This window comes from Novosphingobium sp. BL-A-28-Hi1-0D, assembly GCF_055521755.1.
Map to the genome: position 1 here is coordinate 2,871,465 of NZ_CM145502.1, position 20,915 is coordinate 2,892,379.

Genomic DNA, 20,915 nt, shown 5'->3' on the forward strand with positions numbered 1-20,915 from the left:
TCAGCGCGCTCCGATAAGTTCGCGGCCGATCAGCATCCTGCGGATTTCATTGGTTCCGGCACCGATGTCCAGCAACTTGGCATCGCGCAGGTAGCGCTCCACCGGCCAGTCCTTGGTATAGCCCGCGCCGCCCAGAGCCTGCACCGCCTCGCCCGAGACACGGAACGCGTTCTCGCTGGCCAGCAGGATCGCCCCTGCCGCATCAAAGCGCGTGGTTTGCCCGGCATCGCAAGCCTTGGCGACGGCATAGACGTAGGCTCGCGCCGACTGGATCGCGACGTACATGTCGGCCACCTTGGCCTGCATCAGTTGGAACGTGCCGATCGGCTGCCCGAACTGCTTGCGCTCGCGCACATAGGGGATGACCGTGTCGAGGCAGGCCTGCATGATACCGATCTGCATGCCCGCCAGCACCACGCGCTCATAATCCAGCCCGCTCATCAGCACGCCGACGCCGCCGTGGAGCGGCCCCATCACGTTTTCTTCCGGCACAAAGCAATCGTCGAAGACCAGTTCGCAGGTGGGCGACCCGCGCAGGCCCATCTTGTCGATCTTCTGACCGATGGAAAATCCGGCCATGTCCTTCTCGATCAGGAATGCGGTGATGCCCCGGCTGCCTGCATCAGGAGAGGACTTGGCATAGACCACCAGCGTGTCGGCATAAGTGCCGTTGGTGATCCAGAACTTGGTGCCATTAAGGCGGAATCCGCCCGCGACAGGCTCGGCGCGCAGCTTCATCGAAACTACGTCCGATCCAGCGCCGGCCTCAGACATGGCAAGGCTGCCCACGTGCTCGCCCGAGATCAGCTTGGGCAGGTACTTCGCCTTCTGCTCGTCATTGCCCCAGCGGCGGATCTGGTTGACGCAGAGGTTGGAGTGCGCGCCATAGGACAGGCCCACCGAACCCGAGGCGCGGCTGACTTCCTCCACCGCAATGACGTGGTCGAGATAACCGAGGCCCAGACCGCCGAACTCTTCTTCCACCGTGATCCCGTGCAGGCCAAGCGCACCCATCGGCTCCCACAACTCGCGCGGGAAGCGGTCGTTGCGGTCGATCTCGGCAGCGAGAGGAGCAATTTGTTCGTCGGCGAAGCGACCCGCCGCCTCGCGGATCATCAGGGCGCTTTCGGTCAGGCCGAAGTCGAAATCGGGCGTGGCGCGCATCTCGGGCATCCTCAACTGGTTTTCTGGCTTGGATCGTATCATCGCCAAACCATCGCTCAAAATTGATTTGCATCGCAATTTGCGATAGGTTTTTCCTATGATGAAACGCGCTCAGCTCCGGCAGTTCCTGGCCGTGGTCGAAACCGGCAACTTCACGCGCGCGGCCGAGCGGCTGGCAATTTCGCAGCCCACCCTGTCTGCCGCCATCGCCGAACTCGAACGGCTGGCCGGAACGCGGCTGTTCCTGCGCGAGCGGCGGCAGGTGAGGCTGACCGAGGCGGGCACGCGCCTCGTCAACCATGCCCGGGCGATAGAGCGCGAGTTTCGTGCTGCCGAAGCGGCCTTTGCCGACGCGCCTGTACCGCTCAGCCCCTTGCGGCTTGGCGTCCTGCCCTCGATCGCCACACCTGCGCTATCCCGTCTGGCACGCAGCCATGCCGGTCCGCAGCCGCTGACCATGGCCGAAGGCACCGATGCGGAACTGCGCCGCAAACTGGGGGAGGGGCAGGTCGACGCCATTCTGACGCTCATGCGGCCCGAGGACGCGGACAGGCCGTCGCTGCCGCTGCTGGAGGAAGGCTACCGCCTGCTCCTGCCCGAGGGGCATGCTCTTGCCGGAGCAACCTTGCTCGACGCCAGCGACGTCGCCGCCGAGACCATGATCGCCCGCCGCTCCTGCGAGATACTGGGCGAGACCAGTCGCTGGTTCACCCAGCGCGGCGTGCGCCCGCCGTTCTTCCTGCGATCGTCCAACGATGATCGCTGCATCGAGATGGTGAGAGCCGGGATGGGTGTGACAACCGCACCGCAATCGCTGGCGCGGGACGGGGTCGTCGCGGTGCCGCTGGCTGATTACGATTTCAGGCGCACCATCGGGCTGATCGCTGCGCGGGAGCGTCCGGATCTTGTTGTCGATTCAAGTGCGCTGGCTGAAGCCGCGCGTGCCGCTTTTACTTGACCGCGTAGAGCAGGCGGCCCTCACCAAGACGCTCCAGCACGCCGTTGATGTCACTGTTCGAAAAGGCGAAGCAGCCCTGGCTGCGCCCAATCCGCCCCTGTGTCGCCGCCATGTCCTCGCTGACATAGCTTGCCGCGTGGATCACGATGCCGCGTTCGAGCGCGGCGCTGTTGGCATCTTCCAGCCCGATCAGACGACGCGAACGGCCATGCTTGCCGTAGTAGGTCACGCCAGTGAGAAAAGCACCGGGGCTCGATGCGTTCGAGCCGTAGCGGTTCGAAAACCGCTGCACCCAACCGCTGTTGGCCGGGTCAGACCCGCTGCCATGCGAAACGAGGTGCGAGGAGACGACCTTGCCGGCCTCGATGTCGACCAGATGGAACCGCGATTCGCGCGAAGCCTTGCCGAAATCGACCAGTCCGACGAGGTCACGGTGCCGGATATGCGCCCCGTGCGCATCCAGCGCCGCAATCGCGCGCTGCACCAGCAACGGCGGCGTCGGCTGCGCGAAAGGGGAGACTTCCAACTCTTTGGGAGGCGTGACTGCCAGTGCAGGCTGGCCCGATACGGCCATGCTGCCCAGCGTTGCAACCATGGCGCCCAAAAACTGGCGCCGATCAGGAACCATTATGCGAGACCCCGGTTATCATCCATTGGTCCGCAAATTGTATGCACCGCATCACACCTGCAAGTGCTGCAGGGCTCCCTTGCGACGAGCCGTGCATGACCCGCCACCTGCTGAGCCCTGCGCCCCTTCAAGCCCCTTTGACGAGCCTCAGCACTTTCGGGCTGCGGAAGTTCGATGACGAGACCCAGTCCAATGTCTCGTCGACGCGGCTGAACACCGGCACGACCTTCAGCAGTTCCTCAAAGGCAATCTGCGTCGCCAGCCGTCCGATCATCGATCCGAGGCACGCGTGCACGCCCCCGCCAAAGCCCAGATGCCGCTTCGCCTTGCGGGTGATGTCATAGACGTCCGGGTTCTCGAACATCCGCTCGTCACGATTGGCCGAGCCATAGGCGAGGATCACCGCATCGCCCGCCATCATCACCTGCCCGTGCAGTTCCACGTCCCGCGTCAGAGTCCGCTTGAAGCGCTGTGCCGAAGTGTTGAACCGCAGCGATTCCTCGATGGCATCGGGGATCAGCGAAGGATCGGCAACCAGCGCCTGCCGCGCTTGCGGATAGTCGGCAAGGTTCAGTCCGAACATCGCCATAAAGCCCGAAAGGCTCTCGATCCCCGCCATGATCAGCGTGGTCACAGTCAGCTGCACTTCCTTGTCGAGCAGCTTCTCGCCGTCGATCTCGGCGGTAATGAAGTTCGACAGCAAGTCGTCGCCCGGATTGGCCTTGCGCGCCTGCACCAGCTTTTCGGCATATTCCGCCATCCAGTGGAATGCGGCGAGGTGTTCAGGGCTCTTCTGCCGCGTCACCGGATCGGTTTGGACCATCAGCACCGCGTTGTGGCGCACCAGGTCCGCATTCTCTTCCGGCAGAGCAAACAGGTAGAACAGCAGATCGACGGTCAACTTCGAGGTGTAGTCCCCCACCAGATCGAACACCGGCTTGTCCGCAATCTCGGCCAGATGCGCCCGCGCCGCTGCGCGCGCCGGTTCGACGATGTGCTCCAGCGCCCGCTTGGTCACTGCCGACTGGATCAGCGCCCGCAGACGGTCATGCCGCGGCGGATCGCTTGACCCGAGCGTCGATCCCGCACGGCCCGGAAACTCGTCGACCAGATTGCCCTTGGCCGAGGAATAGGTACGCCAGTCCTGCAAGGCACCCAGCACATCGGCATAGCGCGAAAGCACCCACTTCCCGGCCTCCTCGGACCAGAAGCACGGATATTCGTCGCGCAACGTCTTGTAGGCCGGAAACGGATCGGCATCGATGGCCGGGGAATAGGGATCGAACCGGAATGCTGCACGCTCGAGCACGGTTGCCATGGCAAGTCTCCTCTCTTGCCGCTGAGGATGCCCGGAAGAAGCGCAGGAGGCGACGCAGCCTGCGCGCAAATTCTTGCACTTTTCGCGCAACCTGCGACAGTGCGGTCCATGCAGGCGAAAAGCTTCAGTCGCTACACGCTTTACGGAGAACAGGGCATTTCCCTGCCTCCGGAGTTCGTCCACCTTGAACGCATCCGCGATCGCGCCACCCTTCACGAATGGACTATAGAACCGCACGCTCATCCGCAGATGCTCCAGCTCCTTTTGCTCCAATCCGGCGGCGTCACGCTCCACGGCGAGCAGGCCGAGCATTGCCTCGCAGCCCCCGCGCAGGTGATCGTGCCGCCCTCCTGCGTCCACGCCTTCCGCTTCGACGCAGGGGCCGAGGGGTGGGTCCTCTCGCTCGCCGCCGACCTCGCCAACGATCCGCGCCTGGCAGGCCTGCTGGAAGACCTGCAGCAGATCGGCGGTTCGGCATTGGCCGCTTCCCTTGGTGCCCAGCCGCAGACCATCGAACGTCTCGGCTGGCTTCTCGCAGACCTGTCGCATCAGCTCGGGCAGGGCAATGCGGTCGGCCCGGCCCTGCTTGCGCAAGTCGCGCTGATCCTGGCCATCGCGGCGCAGGCGGCGTCGCACGATCACGGCACCCGCAGTGGAAGCGGGCACGAGCCGCTGGTCGCCCGTTTCCGCACGCTGGCCGAACAGCACTATCGTGATCACCTTCCGATCAGCGAATATGCCGCCAGGCTTGGCACCACGGCCTCCACGCTGACCCGCGCCACCCGCCTGCTCACCGGCAAGCCGCCGGCCGAGATCCTGCATGACCGCCTGATCCTCGAAGCCCGCCGCAACCTTGCGTTTTCGGGCGCGAGCATCGCCCAGATCGCCTATGCGCTGGGCTTTTCTGACCCCGCCTACTTCGCCCGCTTCTTCAAGGCTCGCACCGGCCAGACGGCGGGCGCATTCCGCAAGGAGCGGGCATGGGGCATGCCGTCAACGGCTTGACGCAAGCCGCCTGCAATCTGGCGCAGGTCTCTTGTCTATCAAATTAGTTGAGTTATTTCTGACTTGTCGGGACGTAGACCGAGTCGACCGGCTTTCCGCTTCAGGAGACAGCATCATGACTCAACAACGCTCGTTCGCAGCGGGGCAGGACCCGCTGATCCTTACCGTCCCGGGTCTCGGCAACAGCGGCCCCGGTCACTGGCAGACGCAGTGGGAGCAGGACCTGCCCGACTGCCGCCGCGTCGACCTCGGCCTGTGGGACGATCCGCACCGCAACACCTGGGTCAACAAGATCAACCTTGCGGTCCATCGCTCCGAACGGCCCGTCGTCCTCGTCGCGCACAGCCTCGGCTGCCTCGCCGTCGCGTGGTGGGCAGAGTTCGAAAAGCCCGCTGATGGCAAGGTTCTCGGTGCGCTGCTGGTCGCGCCCCCAGACGTAGAAGTGCGCCCGATCGACCGCCGCCTGACCCGTTTCGCGCCGTTCCCGCACGGCGAACTCCCGTTCTCGTCGATCCTCGTCGCCAGCCGCAACGATCCCTACATGGGCATCGGACAGGCCCGCCATCTGGCGCGCGCATGGGGCAGCGGCTTTGCCGATGCGGGCGAGGTCGGCCACATCAATGCTGAATCCGGACTTGGCGAATGGACGTTCGGCCGCCTGCTGCTCAACCAGCTGCTGCCCAAGCCCATCGCGCTCGAAAGCAGCCAGCGCGCTCCGCTAGGCGCCTTCCACCCCGACCGCGCCTTGCGCCGTCTCGGTGCCTGAACTTTCGACCGGACCTGCATGCGGCACGGTCCGGTCGACCCGGAAGCCATAGCCTTCACCTTTCCACGAGAATCCGGGAGTTTCCGGCCACTCCCAGTCGCCGGGATGGATCCCGACTCCGTCCAGCCTGCGCCATGTCCCATTGCCCGGGAAGCTGGCAAACTGCTCGATCCGCGCGCTGCGCCATTCTGAAAGCGCAAAGGCATGGGCCTCAAGCGCTCGGTCGCGCTTTTCCCAGTCGATCCAGGTAATCGCGTTGTTCTGCGCATAGGCGTTGTTGTTACCGCGCTGGCTGCGCCCGAACTCGTCGCCTGCTGTCAGCATGATCGTGCCGGTCGAAACGAACAGTGTCCCCAGCATCGCGCGCGCATAGGCAGTGCGGCGGGCGAGGACTTGCGGATCATCGGTCGGTCCTTCCACGCCGTTGTTCCAGCTGAAGTTCTCGCCATGCCCGTCGCGGTTATCCTCGCCGTTGGCGTGGTTGTGGCGCTGCTCGTAGGCGAGCATGTCCGCCAGCGTGAAGCCGTCATGCGCGGCGAGGAAGTTGACCGAACGACAGGCCTTGCCGAACAGGTCGGCTGAGCCAGCGATCCGCGTCGCCAGCACATTCACGCCAGCCTCGCCCTTCCAGAACCGACGAACGTCATCGCGAAATCTATCGTTCCATTCCAGCCAGTTGGGCGGGAAAGCTCCCAGCTGGTATCCGCCAGGACCGATGTCCCAGGGTTCGGCAATCATGGCCCGGTCGGCCAGCAGGGGATCGCCGGCAATCTCGGCAAAGATCGGCGCATCGGCGGCAAAGCCGGGGCTTCGCGCAAGGATCGGCGCCAGATCGAAGCGGAATCCGTCAACGCCGCAGTGCCTGACGAAGTGGCGCAAGGTATCGAGCGCCAGTTCACGCACCGCAGGATTTCCGAAATCCAGCGTGTTGCCGCAGCCGGTATCATTGATCAGCGACCCGTCCGGTGCCTTGGTATAGGCCGCATCGTCCAGCCCGCGCAGCGATATCACCGGGCCGAGAACGTCGGACTCCCCGCTGTGGTTCAGCACCACGTCGAGAATCACGCCGATGCCATGCGCACGCAGCGCTGCCACCGTATCGCGCAGTTCCGCCACGCCGCCGGGGCACAGGCGCGGATCGAGCGCCATCATGGCAACGGGGTTGTAGCCCCACGCATTCGTCAGGCCGAGCGGGTGCAGGTGCCGCTCGTCGATCCACGCGACGATGGGCATGAGTTCCACCGCCGAGACATGCAGGCGTTTGAGGTGCTTCACCACCGCAGGATGGGCCAGCGCGGCAACTGTGCCCCGCATCGCTTGCGGCACCTCGGGGTGCAGCTTGGTAAAGCCGCGCACGTTGAGTTCGTAGATCAGCCCGCCATGGCGAAAGAGCGGCGCAGCAGGCGCAACGGGCTCAGGCGTGGTGACTATAGCCTTCGGAACAATTGCAGCCGTATCAGCCCCATAGGCCGACAAGCTCACATCGAACACGAAGGGCTGGTCAAGTTCGAGCGCATAGGGATCGACCAGCAACTTTGCGGGATCGAACCACAGACCGTTCGCGGGATTCCACTCACCCTCAGCGCGATAGCCGTAGCGGGCACCGCGCAAGTCTTGCGCAATTTCGATGGTCCAGTTCTCGCCGTCCCGCGCCATCGCCAAGCGCTGCTCGGCGTCGCCATCAAACAGGCAGAGCGTCAGGGCTTGGGCGCGGGGGGAGCGGACGGTGAAGCGGGTTCGACCGTCCCTTATCTCAACCCCCGGCTTCACGTCACCACATCGGGCGCGGTGCGTGCCGTATGGCGGGTGATCCCCGCAATCGCGTCCGCCGCCGCAATTAAGTCTGCCAGCATGTCCGGCGTCTCGCGGTCAAGATCGCCGCCAACGGGCTCATAGCGTTCGAGGTAGACGCGCAAGGTTGCCCCTTCGGTGCCGGTGCCGGACAGGCGGAACACCACGCGCGATCCGCCTACGAACAGCACGCGCACGCCCTGGTTGCTGCTGGTCGAACCGTCGACCGGATCGAGGTAGGAGAAGTTGTCTGCCTCGGCAATTTCCAACGTACCGAACGATTTGCCTGGCAGACTTGCCAGCGAACCCTTGAGTTCGTCCATCAGCGCATCGGCCTTGTTGGTGGGCAAGGCCTCATAGTCATGACGGGCATAGTAGTTGCGCCCGAACTTCGCCCAATGCTCGCGCGCCAGTTGGTCCACGCTGATCTTGCGCACGGCCAGAATGTTGAGCCACAGCAGCACGGCCCACAGCCCATCCTTCTCGCGCACGTGGTCGCTGCCGGTCCCGGCGCTCTCCTCGCCGCAGATCGTGGCCATCCCGGCATCGAGCAGGTTGCCGAAGAACTTCCACCCCGTGGGCGTCTCGAAGCACGGCAGGTCGAGCGCCTCGGCCACGCGGTCGGCGGCGGCGCTGGTTGGCATCGAGCGGGCAATGCCCTTGAGGCCGCTCGCATATCCGGGGGCAAGATGGGCGTTGGCGGCCAGCATGGCGAGGCTGTCGGACGGGGTGACGAAGCGATGCTTGCCCACGATCAGGTTGCGGTCGCCGTCACCATCGGAAGCCGCGCCGAAATCAGGGGCATTCTCGCCAAACATCGTCTCGAACAGTTCGTGCGCGTGGACCATGTTCGGATCGGGGTGATGCCCGCCAAAGTCCTCCAGCGGCACCCCGTTGCGCACGGTGCCCTTCGGGAAGCCGAGGCAGCTTTCGAGGATTTCGGTGGCGTAGGGGCCGGTGACGGCGCTCATCGCATCGAACGCCATTGTAAAACCAGCCTGAACATTGGCCCGAATAGCATTGAAATCGAACAGCGATTCCATGAGATCCGCATAGTCGGCAACGGAATCGATGACTTCGACGGTCAGGTCGCCAACCTTTGTCGCCCCCAGCGTGTCCAGATCGACATCGGGCGCATCGACGGTGAGCCAGCGGTCGATCGTCTGCGTCCGGGCATAGATCGCCTCAGTCACGCCCTCGGGTGCGGGGCCGCCGTTGGCTATGTTGTACTTGATCCCGAAGTCCTCGTCCGGTCCGCCGGGATTGTGGCTTGCCGAGAGAATCAGGCCGCCGGATGCGCCATATTTGCGGATGACATTGGAGGCGGCGGGGGTGGAAAGGATGCCACCCTTGCCGACCAGCACTTTATCGTAGCCATTGGCAGCGGCAATGCGGATGGTCTGCTGGATCACCGTGCGGTTGTGGTAGCGTCCGTCTCCGCCGACGACCAGCGTGCTGCCGGGGCTCCGCTCCACCACGTCAAACACCGCCTGGATGAAGTTTTCCGCGTAGTTAGGCTGCTGGAAAACTTTCACTTTCTTGCGCAGGCCGGAAGTGCCGGGCTTCTGCCCTGCATAAGGTGTCGACGCAACGGTACGGGTCATTGGTCCTCCGCGATCAGGCTGGCATAGAGATCCGCATAGGCCTTGCCCGAGCGGCTCCACGAGAAATCGGTCTTCATCCCGGCGCGCTGTATCGCCCGCCAGACATCCTTTTGCCCATAAAGCGTTACAGTCCGACTGATCGCGTCGGCAAGGCTCGCGTAATTGACGCCATCAAACTGCACGCCAGTCGCCACGCCGCCCATCACCGCCGCCAGATTGGCATCGATCACGGTGTCGGCGAGGCCCCCGGTGCGCGAAACCACCGGAACGCAGCCATAGGCGAGGCCATAGAGTTGGGTGAGGCCGCAAGGCTCAAAGCGCGAAGGCACCAGAATCGCGTCTCCGCCACCCTGCATGCGGTGGGAAAGCCCCTCGTCATAACCGATGCGCACGCCGACTTTGCCGGGGTGGCGCAGGGCGGCGGCGTGGAACGCGTTCTCCATGGCCTTGTCGCCCGAGCCGAGGAGGGCGAGGCGTCCGCCGAGGCCGACGAGGTGATCGATGCACTCCAGCAGGACGTCGATGCCCTTCTGCCAGGTGAGGCGGGTGATGGCGATGAAGAGGGGGCCGTCGCCCTCGTCGAGTCCGAACTCTGCCTCCAGCGCGCGCTTGTTGGTTACCCGTTTGCCCAGGGAGAGTTGCCCGTTTGCCTTCGAGAGTTGCCCGTATGCCTCGGAGAGTTGGAGATCGGTCGCAGGGTTCCACTGGGCGATGTCAATCCCGTTGACGATACCCCGCACGCGGTCTCCGCGACTGACGATAAGTCCCTCAAGTCCCATGCCAAATTCGGGCGTTCTTATCTCGCGGGCATATGTCGGGCTGACCGTGGTGATCATGCTCGCGGCCTCGAGCCCCGCTTTCAGGAAGCCGACGCCGCCATGATACTCCACCCCGTCCATCGCCCAGGCCTGAGGCGGGAGGCCGAGCGCGGGGAACAGATCGGCACCGTAGTGGCCCTGGAACGCCATGTTGTGGATGGTCATGACCGAAGGAATGCGCTTGCCTCCGGTGGGCGGGGCGAAGCGCAGGTAGGCAAGCGCCATCGCGGCTTGCCAGTCATGCGCGTGCACAACGTTGAATCGTTTGCCTTTTACCGCGCCGCCAGCGACATCGGCAGCCGCTCTGGCGAAGGCCGCGAAACGGCGCCAGTTGTCCGCCCAGTCGCGTCCTGAGCTGTCGACATAGGGGCCGCCATCGCGCTGGAAATAGGCGGGAGCGTCAACGACCAGCAAAGGATGCCCGTCGATCTTGCCACCCACCAAGCGTGCCTTCTCGCCCAGCAGGCTGTCCCACGCATGCACGGCGCGGGGGCGGGAAAGTGCTTTCATGACAGCGGGATAGCCGGGGAGGATGGTCGTCATCTCCACCCCGTGCGGGGCCACTGCCGAAGGCAGCGCACCCGCCACGTCGGCCAAGCCGCCGGTCTTGATCAGCGGCACGGCCTCGGAGGCGACGGAGAGGACTTTCACGCTCATGCCAGCTGGTCGATCATCCGCTTGGTAATCAGGCAAACGCCGCTGTCAGTGCGGCGGAAGCGCTTGGCATCGAGGATCGGGTCTTCGCCGACGACGAGGCCTTCGGGGATGCGCACGCCGGAATCGAGGATCACGCGGCTGAGCCGCGCGCCACGGCCGATGTTGCAATAGGGCAGGATGACGGCTTCCTCGCACGAGGAGAACGAGCCCATCTTTACGCCGGTAAACAACAGGCTGCGCTTGGCGACGGCTCCCGAGACGATGCAATCCTGGCTGATCAGCGAGGAGATCGCCATGCCGCGGCGACCATCCTCGTCATGCACGAACTTGGCGGGGGCGGCGATGATCTGGTCGGTCCAGATCGGCCAGTCGCGGTCGTACATGTTGAGCTTGGGCACAACGTCGGTCAGGTCGAGATTGGCTTCGAAGTAGGCATCCAGCGTGCCGACATCGCGCCAGTATTCCTCGATTTCCTCGGCTGCGCGGATGCAGGAATTGGTGAAGCGGTGGGCGACCGCCTTGCCGTTCTTGACGATCTTGGGGATGATGTCGTTGCCGAAATCGCGGCTCGAATTGGGATCGTCGGCATCTTCCTGGAGCATCTGGAACAGGAACTTCGTTTCGAACACGTAGATGCCCATCGAGGCCAGAGCCATCTCCTCGTTGCCGGGGATACCTGGAGGATTGGCAGGCTTTTCAATGAAATCGGTGATTGAATCGGTCTTGTCGACCGCCATGACGCCGAAGCCGGTGGCTTCCATCCGGGGCACGACGAGGCAGCCGATCGTCACGTCTGCGCCGCTTTCCACGTGCTGGCGGAGCATCAATTCGTAGTCCATCTTGTAGATGTGGTCGCCCGCAAGGATGACCATGTACTTGGGCGCGTAGGAGGCGATGATGTCGATGTTCTGGAACACGGCATCGGCGGTGCCTTCGTACCAGTGATCCTCCGAAACGCGCTGTGATGCGGGGAGGATGTCGAAGCTTTCGTTGCGTTCGGGGCGCATGAAGTTCCACGCGCGCTGCATGTGGCGGATCAGCGAGTGCGCCTTGTACTGCGTGGCGACGCCGATGCGGCGAATGCCCGAGTTGATCGCATTGGACAGCGCAAAGTCGATGATGCGCGATTTGCCGCCGAAATAGACCGCAGGCTTCGCGCGGTTATCGGTCAGTTCCTTCAACCGGCTGCCACGGCCACCGGCAAGGACATACGCCATCGCATCGCGCGCCAGCGGCTGAGAGTAAGTTTCGCGCATCCCCTTTTCTCCGTCCTCTTTTCTAACCTTCGAATTCCAGCATGAGCGTGGCCAATGGCGGGAGCACGACGAATGCCGCGCCGCCTTCTGCCGTGACCTGCCCGAGATTGCCGATGCCGCTGCCGCCATAGTCCTGCGCATCGCTGTTGAGCACTTCGCGCCATGCGCCATCGTGGGGCAGGGGCAGGCGGTAGCTGTCGTGGACTTGCGGCGTCATGTTGCAGATCACCGCCACCGGCTTTGCTCCCGGCGCCTTCCGCACCCAGGCGAAGACCGACCCTTGCGCATCGTCGACTACCAGCCACTCGAAGCCTTCGCCCTCGCAATCGCGGGCGTGGAGAGCAGGGCGGGTGGTGTAGATGCGGTTGAGATCGCGCACCCAGCGGCGCACGCCTTCGTGTGCGGGGGCGTTGAGCAGATCCCAGTCGAGCGAGCGGGCTTCGCTCCATTCGCGGCGCTGGGCGAACTCTTGTCCCATGAACAGCAGCTTCTTGCCGGGATAGCCCCACATCATGCCGTAGTAGGCGCGCAGGTTGGCGAACTTCTGCCAGTCATCGCCGCTCATCTTGGCGAGGAGCGAGCCCTTGCCGTGGACCACTTCATCATGGCTCAGCGGCAGGACGAAGTTCTCGCTGAAGGCATAAGTCAGGCCGAAGGTGATTTCGTTGTGGTGGTAACGGCGGTGGATCGGATCACGCGCCATGTACTGGAGCGTGTCGTGCATGAAGCCCATGTTCCACTTGAAGCCGAAGCCCAGATGCTCACGCGGGGCTTCGGCGAAGGCGGGCTTGCTGACGCCGGGCCATGAGGTCGATTCCTCGGCGATGGTCAGGAAGCCGGGATGGCTGGCGTAGACCGCGCGGTTCATCGCCTTCAGAAACTCGACCGCTTCCCAGTTCTCGCGACCGCCTTCCTCGTTGGGGATCCATTCGCCCGCCTTGCGCGAGTAATCGCGGTAGAGCATCGAGGCGACGGCATCCACGCGCAACCCGTCGACGTGGTAGCGTTCGGCCCAGAACAGGGCGTTGTTGACGAGGAAGCTGACGACCTCGCGGCGGCCGAAGTTGTAGATCAGCGTGTTCCAATCGGGGTGGAAGCCGAGGCGCGGATCTTCGTGTTCGTAAAGGGCGGTGCCGTCGAATCGGACAAGGCCGTGTTCGTCGGTCGGGAAGTGTGCGGGCACCCAGTCGATCAGGACCGAGACGCCTGCGCGATGCGCACCATCGACGAAGCGGGCAAAGCCTTCTGGCGGGCCGAAGCGTGCCGACGGGGCATAGAGGCCGGTGGTCTGGTAGCCCCATGACGGGTCGTAAGGGTGTTCGGAGACGGGCAGGAACTCTATATGGGTGAAGCCCATCTCGGTGACATAGGGGATCAGGCGATCGGCCAGTTCGTCCCAGGTGTAGAAGCCCTCGTCGTGCGGCTTCTGCCACGATCCGGGGTGGACCTCGTAGATCGACATGGGCTGACGGCGGGCGTCGATGCTCGCCCAGTGGGCGCGGTGGTCGGCATCGCCCCAGTCCATCTTGACCGGATGGGCGGTGATCGAGGCCGTGCTAGGGCGGAACTCGGCGGCTTGCGCGAAGGGGTCGGCCTTTAGGGGCAGGACGGTGCCGTCCGCGCTGACGACGCGATATTTGTAAGTGCGATGTTCGCCGATGTCCGGGATAAACACTTCCCAGACGCCGATATCGACCCGGCGGCGCATCGGGTGGCGGCGGGCGTCCCAATCGTTGAAATCGCCGACGACGCTGACAAGCTGCGCGTTGGGTGCCCAGACGGCGAAGTGGACGCCGCTTGCGCCTTCATGCTCGATCAGATGGGCGCCCATCTTGTCGAACAGGCGCAGGTGGGTGCCCTCAGCGATCAGGAGATCGTCCAGCGGGCCAAGGACGGGGCCGAACGAGTAAGGGTCTGTCACCAGCCATTCGTGCGCGCCCGCCTTGCAGGCATAGCGAACGGGCTGGCGGGGGCCGGTGACTTTGCCTTCGAACAGCCCGCGCCCATCAACGCGCACCAGTTTGCCCAGCTTCTTGCCCGAGAGCGACCAGGCCACGGCCTCTTGCGCGCCGGGCAGGACGGCACGGGCGAATGCGCCGTCCGGCCCCTCGTGGATGCCGAGAAGCGAGAAAGGATCGGCGTGCGTCCCGTCCAGAAGGGCTTCGATGGCGCTCGCCGGTGGTTTCATTGCGGTCGTCAGACCCCCCAGATATCGCGGGCATATTCGCCGATCGTGCGATCGGACGAGAACCAGCCTACGTTGGCGATGTTACGGATAGCCGAAGCGCGCCATGCCGCCTGCTGTTCCCAGCGGCGATCAATGTTGCGCTGAGCGGCGTGGTAGCTGTCAAAATCGGCGGCGACCATGAACCAGTCGTGGTCGTAGATGCCGCCCATCAGGCCCTTGTAGCGGTCCGGATCGTCAGGCGAGAACACGCCGGTGGCGATGGCGGCAAGGGCCTGCTGCAATTCGCGCGAGCTTTCGATCACTTCGCGGGGATTATAGCCGTTGGCGCGCTTGTCTTCGACTTCATCGGCGGTGAGGCCGAAGATCTCGATATTGGCATCGCCGACATGGTCCTTGATCTCGATATTCGCGCCATCGAGCGTGCCGATGGTGAGTGCGCCGTTGAGGGCGAACTTCATGTTGCCGGTGCCCGAGGCTTCCATGCCTGCCGTGGAGATCTGTTCGGACAGGTCTGCGGCCGGGATGATCTTCTCGGCAAGGCTGACGTTGTAGTTCGGCACGAACACGACCTTGAGCAGTCCGCCGACCGAAGGATCGGAATTGACGCGCCGGGCAATGTCGTTGGCCAGTTTGATGATCAGCTTGGCGTTGTGATAGCTGGACGCGGCCTTGCCGCCGAAGATCTTCACGCGCGGCACCCAATCGCGTTCGGGGTGGCTGCGGATCTGGTCGTAGAGCGCGACGGTTTCGACCAGGTTGAGCAACTGGCGCTTGTATTCGTGGATGCGCTTGATCTGGACGTCGAACAGGGCGTCGGGATCGAGGCGGACGCCCATCAGTTCCTTGATGTGCTTGGCGAGAGCGATCTTGTTGGAGCGCTTGACCTCGGCAATGCGCTCACCCAGCGGCGCGTCATCCGCGAGCGCGTTGAGGTCAGACAGCTTTGCGGCATCGTCGAGGAAGGCGGGGCCGATGGCGTCCTTGAGGACCGAGGTCAGGCCGGGATTGCACTGCTGCAGCCAGCGGCGCGGGGTGACGCCGTTGGTCTTGTTGTTGATGCGGTTGGGGTAAAGCTTGTGCAGGTCAGAGAAGACGGTGGTCTTCATCAGATCGGTGTGGAGCGCTGCCACGCCGTTGACGCTGTGGGCGCCCGAGAACGCAAGATTGGCCATGCGCACGCGGCGTTCGCCACCTTCGTCGATCAGGCTGATTGCGGCGATTGCGGCATCGTCCATCCCGGCTTTGCGCGCCTCGCGCAGGACGCGGCTGTTGATCGCGTAGACGATCTGCATGTGGCGCGGCAGCAGACGCTCGAACAGCGGCAGCGGCCAGGATTCGAGCGCTTCGGGCAGTAGCGTGTGGTTGGTGTAGGCAACGGTGGCCTTGGTGACTTCCCACGCTTCGTTGAATTCGAGGCCGTGGACATCGACCATCAGGCGCATCAGTTCGGCAACGGCAACGGCAGGGTGCGTGTCGTTGAGCTGGATCGCGGCCTTGTCGGGCAGGGTGCGGATGTCGCCATGGAACTGGACGTGGCGGCGAACGATGTCCTGGATCGAGGCAGAGGTGAAGAAGTACTCCTGCCGCAGGCGCAACTCCTGTCCGGCGGGGGTTGAGTCAGCCGGGTAGAGCACGCGGACGAGACTGTCGGCGCGGACCTGCTCGGCCATGGCGCCCATGTGGTCACCGGCGTTGAAGGCATCGAGGCGCAGCGGATCGAAGGCGTGGGCGGTCCACAGGCGCAGCGTGTTGACGCGCTTGCCGCGCCAGCCGACGACAGGCGTGTCGACCGCGCTTGCCTCGACCTTTTCGGCGGGACGCCATTCGACGCCGTCGCCGGTCTCGACCACTTCGCCGCCGAAGCCGATGATGTAGGCGCTTTCGCGGCGGTCGAATTCCCAGGGGTTGCCGTGGGAGAGCCAGGTTTCGGGCAGTTCCACCTGCCAGCCATCATCGATCCGCTGGCGGAACATGCCATTAACGTAGCGGATGCCATAGCCGTAGGCGGGGATGCCGAGGCTGGCGAGGCTTTCCATGAAGCAGGCGGCGAGGCGGCCCAAACCGCCGTTGCCCAGCGCTGCGTCAGGTTCGAGGTTTTCGAGTGCGGCAAGGTCAAACCCGTGCTCGCGCAGGGCCTTTTCCATGTCGCGGGTCAGGCCCATGTTAGAAAGGGCATCGCGCAGCAGGCGACCGATCAGGAACTCGAGGCTGAGGTAATAGACCCGCTTGCCGCCCTTCTCGTAAGTCTCGCGGGTGGATTCCATCCACTGATCGATGATCGCATCGCGCAGGGTGAGAACCGTGGCCGTGTACCAGTCGTGTGGCTTTGCAGCCCGCTCGTCCTTGCCGACGCGATGACGCAGCACGTCGATGATCTTCGCGTCGATCTCGCTGGCTCTGGAATTCGTATCGAGGCTCATGCGCCAAGTTCCACCCTGTTTGGCGCGAGGTTCCGACGAGAATTCATCGCCGCATGCCCGTGCCCGTTGCACCGGCCTTTCCATGCCAAGCGCCGAGTTGTTGCACCGCGCGGCTTGCTACCGGTCGGCTCCAGGCTGCATGACCTTGCATCGAACTCCCGCAGCAATGGGTAGGCCAGCCTGCCCATGATGGGCAAGCGGCGATTGCGTGCGCCAACTCTTGCAGCAGATTTGCCTGATCGCATGCCCCACCGACCATTCTTGTCGAGCGGCTTCTAGGCGGTATGTCGTTCGCTGTCGGCCAGAATACGTCTGCGCATCAGAGCATGCGGCGCAAGACATTGTCCTTGATGATGAAATGGTGATGCAGGGCCGCCGCAATGTGCAGCACAACCAGGCCCGCCATGAGGAAACCGAGCACTTCGTGGCCCTCATGCGCGGCATCGGCGAGGGCAGAGCCCTTGGCGACGGCAAGCTTGGGCCAGTCGAACAGGCCGTAGATCGATAGGGGGTATTTGCCAGCCGACGAAAAGATCCAACCGGTCAGCGGGACGATCAGCATGAGAGAGTAGAGCGCAACGTGCGTGACCCTCGCGATCTTGCGTTGCAGGCTACCCATCTTGCTTGGCCAGTCAGGCATGGTCCAGGTGAAGCGCCAGCCGAGACGACCCAGCGAAAGCAGCAGGATCAGTATGCCGGTTGCCTTGTGCGCGGGGAACGGCTGCCAGATGTCTTCAATCGCATCTCCGGCAATCCCGGTGACGAGGTTGAAGATGACCATCGCGGCGATCACGAGATGAAAGGCGCGGGCTACCGCGTTGTAGCGTACCAATTGATCGTTTGCCGCCAGTGTCGCCATCGTGAATCCCCGGTTCCTGCTTCTGTGAGGACTTTAGGGCTGCGGAATGGATTCGTCACGCGCGCAGAGTGGGGTGCGCTACCAAGCCAACGGTAGCGTTTCAATTTATGACAGGTGTCAAGGAATGCCGTGCGGCATTTGACGTATGTCCTCTCGTGCACTGCAAAAAATATGGTGTCGGCAGAAACCATAGTTCGTGAGGGAACATGACAACGCCGCGTCTCACACAAGTCGAGCCTGCAGTCGTCCACAAGATGGCTTCGATGCTCAAGAGCCAGAAGCCCGAAGTGATCCAGAATCACTTCGGAATCGGCCTCAACACATGGGTCAAGCTGCGCGAGGGGAAGGCGATCCGTCACTCTGTGGCAGAACGGCTGTTGCAGCGCCTGCAGCGCGACCAGCTTATTTGAACGCTCACATACCTGCTGCGCAAACCGAGGGCAGGGCTTGAGTTTGTTTCCGTTGCAGTGCACAAACCGTAAGTGCCCCATACAACAACACGGGCACGCGAGGTCGTTGCAATGGTCACTTTCCGTGAGGGCGGAAACAGACTGATCAAGAAAGCGGGCGCTTTGTTGCGCCTGCGCTCCTCGCAGACCGGTTGCGATGTCGAGGATCTGCGAGCAAGACTTGCTGCGGCCGAGGCCGCCAATAGCGCAAAGAGCCGCTTTCTCGCCAACGTTAGCCACGAAATCCGCTCGCCCCTCAACGCCATTTATGGCTACGCTCAACTGGTGGAGCGAGGGGCGGGCGTCGATCCGCAAGACGCGGCGAGGGTGATCCGCCGGAGCGCAGAGCACCTGACGAACCTTGTCGAAGGACTGCTCGATATCGCATCGGTCGAGCAGGGCGTGGTGCGTATCGACAATGGCGTGATCCGTATCGGCGCGCTGGTGGAGCAGGTGGCCGAGATGTTTGCGCCACTGGCAACGCAGAAGGGGCTGGCGTTCTCATGCGAGTTGCCAGACCGGCTGCCCGAGTTCGTGCGCATGGACGAGCGGCGGGTGCGGCAGGCCTTGATCAATCTGGTCTCCAATGCGGTGAAGTTCACACCGACGGGCGCGATACGGCTTGTGCTCAAGTGGTCTGGCCAGATCGCGACTTTCGAGGTGCACGATACCGGGCCAGGCATTGCACCCGAACGCCAGGAGCGGATATTTGCACCCTATGAGCGGGCCGATGTCGATGGCGAAGCGGAGCGTGCCGGCGCAGGCCTTGGCCTGGCGATCACAAGTGCGGTGGTGCGCATGCTTGGCGGCGAGCTAACGCTTGAAAGCCGGGTAGGCGAGGGTAGCTGCTTCAGCATCCGTCTGATGGCCCCGCAGGTGTCTGGCATGGTCGAGCGCGCCAACGAACGCACGCGACCGGTGGGCTACCATGGCGCACGTCGTTCGATTCTGCTGATTGACGACGATCTCGACCACCTGAGCGTCCTGCGGACGACCTTGACGGAAGTGGGCTTCGAGGTTTCGCAGGCCAGCGACGGGCAGACCGCAATCGCTCTTGCCGAACAAGGGCGGTTCGATGCCGTGATCTGCGACGTGAGCATGCCGGGCATGAGCGGGTGGCAGGTTGCTGCACATCTTCGTGCTCTCCATGGTCGCTCGCTTGCCATACTGATGCTGTCGGCCAATGCGTTCGAGCGGCACGGCCAGTCAGGACGCGAAGCTGACCATGATGCGTTCCTGCTCAAACCGGTTGAACTGGGGGCATTGATCGATTCCCTTGGCCGGCACTTGAGCCTGGAGTGGATCAACGCGGACAGTGGAGATTGCCGGCGGCGCGCCACGCTCTTGCGCAGTGGCGAGGGCATCACCGCAGCAGCGCGCGAGCATGCCGAGCGACTCAAATCGCTTGTGCGCATCGGTCATGTGCGCGCACTTGAAGGCGAGATCAGGAATCTGGAGCAGGCCGATCCTGCAGCGGCCCCCCTGGCTGCCAAACTTTACGAATGCCTCGACCGGTTCGATCTTGCCGCGATGGGGCGCATGCTTGAGGAGTTGCCCGATGAGTGGCGTTAGCGCACGGCGCGATACCGTTCTCGTCGTGGACGACGAGCCGGATTCGCTGCGCTTCCTGACCGATACGTTGGAGGGGGCGGGCATCACCGTGCTCGTGGCGATTTCGGGCACGGCCGCGCTCGACCTGCTTGAACACATCACGCCCGACCTCATCCTGATGGATGCGGTCATGCCTGGGATCGACGGCTTCGAAACAACTGCGCGGATCAAGGCACGGCCGGAACTTGTGCACGTGCCGGTAATGTTCATGACCGGGCTCACCGAGAGCGAGCATGTCATCGAGGGGTTCGAGGTCGGTGGGGTCGATTACCTGCGCAAGCCTGTCAACGTGCACGAACTGCTCGCCCGCGTTCGCGTCCATCTGGGCCATGCGCGAGCGATGCAAGCTGGCGCTGCGGGCCTTGATGCGACGGGACGGTTGATGATGGCGACCGACACGCAGGGCTCGCTGCTGTGGTGCACGCCGCTGGCTGAGCAGGCGATCAGTCGCGTCAGCCCGGGTTGGAACAAGGAGCAGGGGCCTCTGCCCGATATCCTGCGTGGACCGTTGACGCGTCTGATCGGGCGCAATGCCTTGGGGGCGACGGCGCGGATCGAGCAGGAAGAAGGTGCCCTCGAGCTGGTGGTTATTGCCCAGTACCGTGAGACTGAAGTCCTTATCCGCCTCAACGAGCTCAACCCGAGGGCTGACGTGGGCAAGCTGCAGCAGCGCCTTGCGCTGACGGACCGCGAGGCCGAAGTCCTGCTGTGGATCAGCTATGGCAAGTCCAACGGCATGATTTCCGAGGTCCTCGCGATCAGCCCGCGCACAGTGCAAAAGCACCTCGAGCGGATCTACGAAAAGCTCGGCGTTGAAACGCGCGCTGCAGCTGCCGCCGTGGCGATCAAGGTGCTGGGCACCTGATGCGACAACGCCGGCCGGGAGGGGCATGCCTCCACGTCCGGCGCTGGGCGTGCATCCCTTGGATCGTCGCGCGTCCAGGGAACGGCGCGCGCTGATCGGCGGGGCATCAACCTTGGCGCATCAGCGGCGTGCCATGGTTCCGCTACGAGCGGCCTGAGCCAGTTCCTGCACCATCGGTTCGACGCTGGCGATGGCAACACGGCGGCACTGGTAATCAGGCATCGGCGTGGTGATCATGCGGTCCGATGGATCGCAGGCTTCGGCAGCGGCGTCGGCGATGCGATTGCGCAGGCGACGCATGTCGGAAGGCCGGGTCAGGTCGAGGCCGTCGGCCGAAACGGAGATGTTCACGGTCTGGGGAGCGGGAGCGGCGAATGCAATCTGCGGCGCAGACAGCAAGCCGACCGCCGCGGTGGCGGCGAAATGGATCTTCATGGGGTATTCTCCTGCGTACTGTCTTTTTTGGTGAAGGCCGTTTGCTGACCTCCCCTTTTATTTTGGACCGCCGGGTTTGCCCCGCTTGTTCGATCCATGCATAAAATAGACCTCAGTCAGGCT

The 20,915-nt window shown here is 63.7% G+C and carries 17 protein-coding genes; 6 read left to right on the forward strand and 11 right to left on the reverse strand.

What is annotated here, in order from left to right; genetic code table 11:
• A complete protein-coding gene (locus tag ACZ1JW_RS13965; RefSeq protein ID WP_465142782.1) occupies positions 1-1,164 on the reverse strand; it encodes an isovaleryl-CoA dehydrogenase in 1,164 nt (387 codons plus the stop codon).
• Positions 1,165-1,261: 97 nt separating this feature from the next.
• Between ACZ1JW_RS13965 and ACZ1JW_RS13970 the strand changes: the two genes are divergently transcribed.
• Positions 1,262-2,122 (forward strand): LysR family transcriptional regulator, encoded by an 861-nt coding sequence (locus ACZ1JW_RS13970; RefSeq protein ID WP_465141008.1) that lies wholly within the window; start codon positions 1,262-1,264, stop codon positions 2,120-2,122.
• Here the strand turns inward: ACZ1JW_RS13970 and ACZ1JW_RS13975 are convergent.
• Complete coding sequence (locus ACZ1JW_RS13975) at positions 2,115-2,750, reverse strand: murein L,D-transpeptidase catalytic domain family protein (protein WP_465141009.1); 636 nt, start codon at positions 2,748-2,750, stop codon at positions 2,115-2,117. The genes ACZ1JW_RS13970 and ACZ1JW_RS13975 overlap by 8 nt on opposite strands.
• Positions 2,751-2,877: 127 nt before the next feature.
• Entirely contained in the window at positions 2,878-4,068 is a 1,191-nt protein-coding gene (locus ACZ1JW_RS13980; RefSeq protein WP_465141010.1) for a cytochrome P450, read from the reverse strand.
• A gap of 108 nt (positions 4,069-4,176) precedes the next feature.
• Between ACZ1JW_RS13980 and ACZ1JW_RS13985 the strand changes: the two genes are divergently transcribed.
• Positions 4,177-5,073 carry a helix-turn-helix domain-containing protein gene (locus ACZ1JW_RS13985; protein ID WP_465141011.1) on the forward strand — a complete coding sequence of 299 codons (897 nt, stop codon included), beginning with the start codon at positions 4,177-4,179 and terminating at the stop codon, positions 5,071-5,073.
• 115 nt (positions 5,074-5,188) lie between these two features.
• On the forward strand, positions 5,189-5,839 hold the full coding sequence (locus ACZ1JW_RS13990; RefSeq protein WP_465141012.1) for an RBBP9/YdeN family alpha/beta hydrolase: 651 nt from the start codon (positions 5,189-5,191) through the stop codon (positions 5,837-5,839).
• On the opposite strand, the gene glgX is transcribed toward ACZ1JW_RS13990, so the two are convergent.
• The 7 genes from glgX to ACZ1JW_RS14025 form a co-directional block, all read right to left on the reverse strand.
• Positions 5,792-7,609: a glycogen debranching protein GlgX gene (glgX, locus tag ACZ1JW_RS13995; RefSeq protein WP_465141013.1), complete on the reverse strand. Its 1,818-nt coding sequence runs from the start codon at positions 7,607-7,609 to the stop codon at positions 5,792-5,794. The genes ACZ1JW_RS13990 and glgX overlap by 48 nt on opposite strands.
• On the reverse strand, positions 7,606-9,234 hold the full coding sequence (locus ACZ1JW_RS14000; protein WP_465141014.1) for an alpha-D-glucose phosphate-specific phosphoglucomutase: 1,629 nt from the start codon (positions 9,232-9,234) through the stop codon (positions 7,606-7,608). Before ACZ1JW_RS14000 ends, glgX begins: the two co-directional genes overlap by 4 nt.
• Complete coding sequence (gene glgA, locus ACZ1JW_RS14005; protein ID WP_465141015.1) at positions 9,231-10,709, reverse strand: glycogen synthase GlgA; 1,479 nt, start codon at positions 10,707-10,709, stop codon at positions 9,231-9,233. Before glgA ends, ACZ1JW_RS14000 begins: the two co-directional genes overlap by 4 nt.
• Positions 10,706-11,965, reverse strand: coding sequence for a glucose-1-phosphate adenylyltransferase (glgC, locus tag ACZ1JW_RS14010; RefSeq protein WP_465141016.1), 1,260 nt, complete (start codon positions 11,963-11,965; stop codon positions 10,706-10,708). Before glgC ends, glgA begins: the two co-directional genes overlap by 4 nt.
• Positions 11,966-11,987: 22 nt before the next feature.
• A complete protein-coding gene (gene glgB / locus ACZ1JW_RS14015) occupies positions 11,988-14,153 on the reverse strand; it encodes a 1,4-alpha-glucan branching protein GlgB (protein WP_465141017.1) in 2,166 nt (721 codons plus the stop codon).
• 8 nt (positions 14,154-14,161) lie between these two features.
• Entirely contained in the window at positions 14,162-16,573 is a 2,412-nt protein-coding gene (locus tag ACZ1JW_RS14020) for a glycogen/starch/alpha-glucan phosphorylase (protein WP_465126183.1), read from the reverse strand.
• Between the two features lie 319 nt (positions 16,574-16,892).
• Positions 16,893-17,432: a cytochrome b gene (locus ACZ1JW_RS14025; protein WP_465141018.1), complete on the reverse strand. Its 540-nt coding sequence runs from the start codon at positions 17,430-17,432 to the stop codon at positions 16,893-16,895.
• Between the two features lie 206 nt (positions 17,433-17,638).
• Between ACZ1JW_RS14025 and ACZ1JW_RS14030 the strand changes: the two genes are divergently transcribed.
• The 3 genes from ACZ1JW_RS14030 (at position 17,639) to ACZ1JW_RS14040 (ending at position 20,357) form a co-directional block, all read left to right on the forward strand.
• Entirely contained in the window at positions 17,639-17,842 is a 204-nt protein-coding gene (locus ACZ1JW_RS14030; RefSeq protein ID WP_465126181.1) for a hypothetical protein, read from the forward strand.
• A gap of 72 nt (positions 17,843-17,914) precedes the next feature.
• Positions 17,915-19,453: an ATP-binding response regulator gene (locus tag ACZ1JW_RS14035; protein WP_465141019.1), complete on the forward strand. Its 1,539-nt coding sequence runs from the start codon at positions 17,915-17,917 to the stop codon at positions 19,451-19,453.
• Positions 19,440-20,357 (forward strand): response regulator, encoded by a 918-nt coding sequence (locus tag ACZ1JW_RS14040; RefSeq protein WP_465126179.1) that lies wholly within the window; start codon positions 19,440-19,442, stop codon positions 20,355-20,357. The genes ACZ1JW_RS14035 and ACZ1JW_RS14040 overlap by 14 nt, the downstream gene beginning before the upstream one ends.
• Before the next feature lie 120 nt (positions 20,358-20,477).
• On the opposite strand, the gene ACZ1JW_RS14045 is transcribed toward ACZ1JW_RS14040, so the two are convergent.
• Positions 20,478-20,792 (reverse strand): UrcA family protein, encoded by a 315-nt coding sequence (locus tag ACZ1JW_RS14045; RefSeq protein ID WP_465141020.1) that lies wholly within the window; start codon positions 20,790-20,792, stop codon positions 20,478-20,480.
• Positions 20,793-20,915 lie beyond the last annotated feature (123 nt).